A 3,295-nucleotide genomic window follows, 5' to 3' on the forward strand; every position below is an offset into this window, starting at 1 on the left:
TGATCATGGAGTTAACTGCTGTCTCGACGGCGTGTCGAGGGTGAGAACTCCATGATCAACGGGGTGTTTCGGTTGGTGGCGCGGGGCGTGGGGCGGGGCACCGCGCGAGGCGAGGCGCCGGGCGCGAGGCGAGGCGCCGGGCGGTCTAGGTGAGGAAGGTCGGCAGGGCGGCGACGATCGGCGCGTCGGCGGGCAGCCAGGGCACCTCGCCCAGCTCGTCGACGGCCAGCCAGCGCAACTGCGCGTGCTCCAGCGCCTGCGGCCGGTCGCCGTCCAGCAGCACCGCGGTGTAGACGCGCAGCACCGACCGGCCGTTGGCCATCGGCACGTCCCCGCCGACCCGCTCACCGACCCGGACGCGTACGCCGAGCTCCTCCTCGCACTCCCGGACCAGCGCGTCGATCTCGGCCTCGCCCGGCTCGACCTTGCCGCCTGGAAACTCCCATCGGCCGGCCGTCTCCGGCGGGTCCGAACGCTCGCACGCGAGCACGCGCCCATCCTCGATGATCGCGGCGCCGACGATGATCCTCATGGGGTGATCCACTGCCACGGCGGACAGAGTGCCAGAAGAAATGGCCGTTCGGGGTACTCATCTTGTCCCTTAGCAGGCCGGAAGTCGGAAATGTGGCCGTGGACACAGCAGCGCGTTTCTGGGAAGACTGTTGGTGACCATTCATTACAACGGGGCGACGAGATGGCCACAAGCCGGCAACGACGCCTGGAGGTGGGGGCCCATGGGAGCAGTCTGGCGGCGGGACCAGACCGACTACCTGACCGATGCCTTGTCGCAGCTCACGGGCTGGACACGAGACCTGCGCGGGTTGCGTCGCACGCTCACCCTCGACGACTCGCAACACCGTGAACTCGCCGAGCACATCACGGTATACGCGGACGCGGCCGAAGTTCGCGCACAGGTCAGGCGTCTCGACGGGCATACCCAGATCCAGCTCTGTACGCCCGACAGCGGCACTCTCACCCCGAACGAAGTCTCGTTGGCCGCCCGGATCGAGGCGGCGTACGGCGAGATCACGAACCGCTAGCCTCGCGCTGGTCCGCCCAGACGGCGGCCAGCAGCGCGGCCATTTCGGCGGCCTCTGTCGCGGACTCCGTCAGCAGCGCTTTCTCCGCAGGCCACTCGTAAGGATGACCCCACCAGGTCAGGTATTGCGGCGGCCCGCCGACGCAGCCGATCGAGACCGGCACGATCTCGCCGCCGGGAATCGGCTCGGTCGAGAAGCACAGCCGCAGCATGCTCCAGAACGGGTGAAAGCGAACGAGCGCCGTCGCGTACGCGGCGTGCACCGCGCCCTCGCAGCTAGGCCAGCGCCCCTCCGCGTACGCGTCCTCCGCCTGAGCGCGGGCCAGCGCCTCAGTCCAAGACTCGTCCATTCCTCGAGTCTGGACCGGGTACACGACATCGCGAAAGCGCGCGGAGGCATGGTACGCATGGGACATGCCTCTCCGGAGTTACTCCGACGTGCCGAACCGCATCGTGCGACTGTTCCTGCAGGATGCGGGACGCCAGTACGACATCAACCGGGGCCACCAGCCGTTCCGGCAGCTCACGCCTTCCTTGAGGGCGCGGTTCGGGGATGCGTGCGCGTACTGCGGATCGGTGGGACCGCTGGTCGAGGAGCATCTGGTCCCGATGAACCGGAAGGATGCCGGACTCCACGCCTGGGGCAACATCGTCCCCGCCTGCAAGGCATGCAATGACATCAAGTCCAGCAAGGCATGGACAATCCACCCGAAGCTCGACACGCGCCGCCGGCAGGCGATCACCGATTACATCGACGAGTACGCGTACCGGCCTGATGTGACCGAGCTTCGAATCGTGCTTGAGCGACTCTACGAGCTCTCCGACCGCCAGACCCGGGCCTTGGTGGAGTTCGGTCTGGTCGCGTCACGGCCATACATCGCGGGGCTTCATACCCCCATGTCGGTGAGTCCCGCCGGTCTCGTCGCCGAGCCGCCGTCGGGACCCACGCCAATCTGACGCCGGGTCAGACGTTGAAGCGGAACTCCACGACGTCGCCGTCCGCCATGACGTACTCCTTGCCTTCGATACGCACCTTACCGGCCGCCTTCGCCGCGGCCATCGAACCCGCCGCGTCGAGGTCGGTGAAGGAGACGACCTCGGCCTTGATGAAGCCGCGCTGGAAGTCGGTGTGAATCACGCCGGCCGCCTCAGGTGCGGTCGCCCCGATCGGGACGGTCCAGGCGCGGGATTCCTTCGGGCCGGCGGTCAGGTAGGTCTGCAGGCCGAGGGTCCGGAAGCCGACTCGGATCAGCTGGTTGAGGCCCGGCTCGTCCTGGCCGATCGCGGAGAGCAGTTCGCGCTTCTCCGCGTCGTCGAGGCCGATCAGCTCGGATTCGATCTTGGCGTCCATGAAGACCGCCTCGGCCGGGGCGACCAGGGCCCGCAGCTCGTCGAGGAACGCCTCGTTGGCCAGTTCGGCTTCGTCGACGTTGAAGACGTAGAGGAACGGCTTGGCGGTGAGCAGGTGCAGTTCCTGCAGCTCGTCGACGTCGATCCCGGCCTTGGCCGCGCCTTCGAAGATCGTGGTGCCGCCGTTGAGCAGCTCGTGGGCGGCCTTGGCGGCGGCGTACGCCCCGGCCCGCTCCTTGCGCGTCTTGGCTTCCTTCTCCAGCCGCGGCAACGCCTTCTCGACGGTCCCGAGGTCAGCGAGGATCAGCTCGGTGTTGATCGTCTCGATGTCGTCACGCGGGGAGACCTTGCCGTCGACGTGGACGACGTTCGGGTCGCTGAAGGCCCGGACGACCTGGCAGATCGCGCTCGCGTCGCGGATGTTGGCGAGGAACGCGTTGCCACGGCCCTGCCCCTTGGACGCACCCCGGACGAGGCCGGCGATGTCGACGAAGGAGACCGGGGCGGGGACGATGCGCTGTGAGTCGAAGATCTCCGACAGCCGGTCCAGCCGGGCGTCGGGCAGGCCGACCACGCCGACGTTGGGCTCGATGGTCGCGAACGGGTAGTTCGCGGCGAGCACGTCGTTGCTGGTGAGCGCGTTGAAAAGGGTGCTCTTGCCGACGTTGGGCAGGCCGACGATGCCGATGGTGAGACTCACCCGGCAAGTGTACGGGCACCCCGACCCACCCCGTTGATCATGGTGTTTCCGGTCCCGACACACCGTTGAGACCACAGTTAACTCCATGATCAACGGGGAGAGCGACCGACACGGGGAGAGCGACCGGGCGCGGGGAGAGCGACCGGGCGCGGGGAGAGCGACCGGGCGCGGGGAGAGCGACCGGGCGCGGGGAGAGCGACCGGGCG

General features: G+C 68.1%; 5 protein-coding genes. 2 read left to right on the forward strand and 3 right to left on the reverse strand.

What is annotated here, in order from left to right; all coding sequences use genetic code 11:
- Positions 1 to 145: 145 nt before the first annotated feature.
- Positions 146 to 532, reverse strand: a complete 387-nt coding sequence (locus AB0M47_RS42460) for a (deoxy)nucleoside triphosphate pyrophosphohydrolase (RefSeq protein WP_253757928.1) — start codon at positions 530 to 532, stop codon at positions 146 to 148.
- A gap of 202 nt (positions 533 to 734) precedes the next feature.
- Here AB0M47_RS42460 and AB0M47_RS42465 point away from each other — a divergent pair, with 202 nt between their 5' ends.
- Positions 735 to 1,040 carry a 4a-hydroxytetrahydrobiopterin dehydratase gene (locus AB0M47_RS42465; RefSeq protein WP_363424653.1) on the forward strand — a complete coding sequence of 102 codons (306 nt, stop codon included), beginning with the start codon at positions 735 to 737 and terminating at the stop codon, positions 1,038 to 1,040.
- On the opposite strand, the gene AB0M47_RS42470 is transcribed toward AB0M47_RS42465, so the two are convergent.
- Positions 1,027 to 1,389, reverse strand: coding sequence for a hypothetical protein (locus AB0M47_RS42470; RefSeq protein WP_363424656.1), 363 nt, complete (start codon positions 1,387 to 1,389; stop codon positions 1,027 to 1,029). The two genes, AB0M47_RS42465 and AB0M47_RS42470, sit on opposite strands and share 14 nt — an antisense overlap.
- Positions 1,390 to 1,477: 88 nt before the next feature.
- Between AB0M47_RS42470 and AB0M47_RS42475 the strand changes: the two genes are divergently transcribed.
- Positions 1,478 to 1,996: an HNH endonuclease signature motif containing protein gene (locus AB0M47_RS42475; protein WP_363424659.1), complete on the forward strand. Its 519-nt coding sequence runs from the start codon at positions 1,478 to 1,480 to the stop codon at positions 1,994 to 1,996.
- 7 nt (positions 1,997 to 2,003) lie between these two features.
- Here the strand turns inward: AB0M47_RS42475 and ychF are convergent, their stop codons facing one another.
- Positions 2,004 to 3,089, reverse strand: a complete 1,086-nt coding sequence (ychF, locus tag AB0M47_RS42480) for a redox-regulated ATPase YchF (RefSeq protein ID WP_363424662.1) — start codon at positions 3,087 to 3,089, stop codon at positions 2,004 to 2,006.
- Positions 3,090 to 3,295 lie beyond the last annotated feature (206 nt).

Origin of the sequence: Hamadaea sp. NPDC051192, assembly GCF_040682475.1 — a bacterium.
Classification (GTDB): domain Bacteria; phylum Actinomycetota; class Actinomycetes; order Mycobacteriales; family Micromonosporaceae; genus Hamadaea; species Hamadaea flava.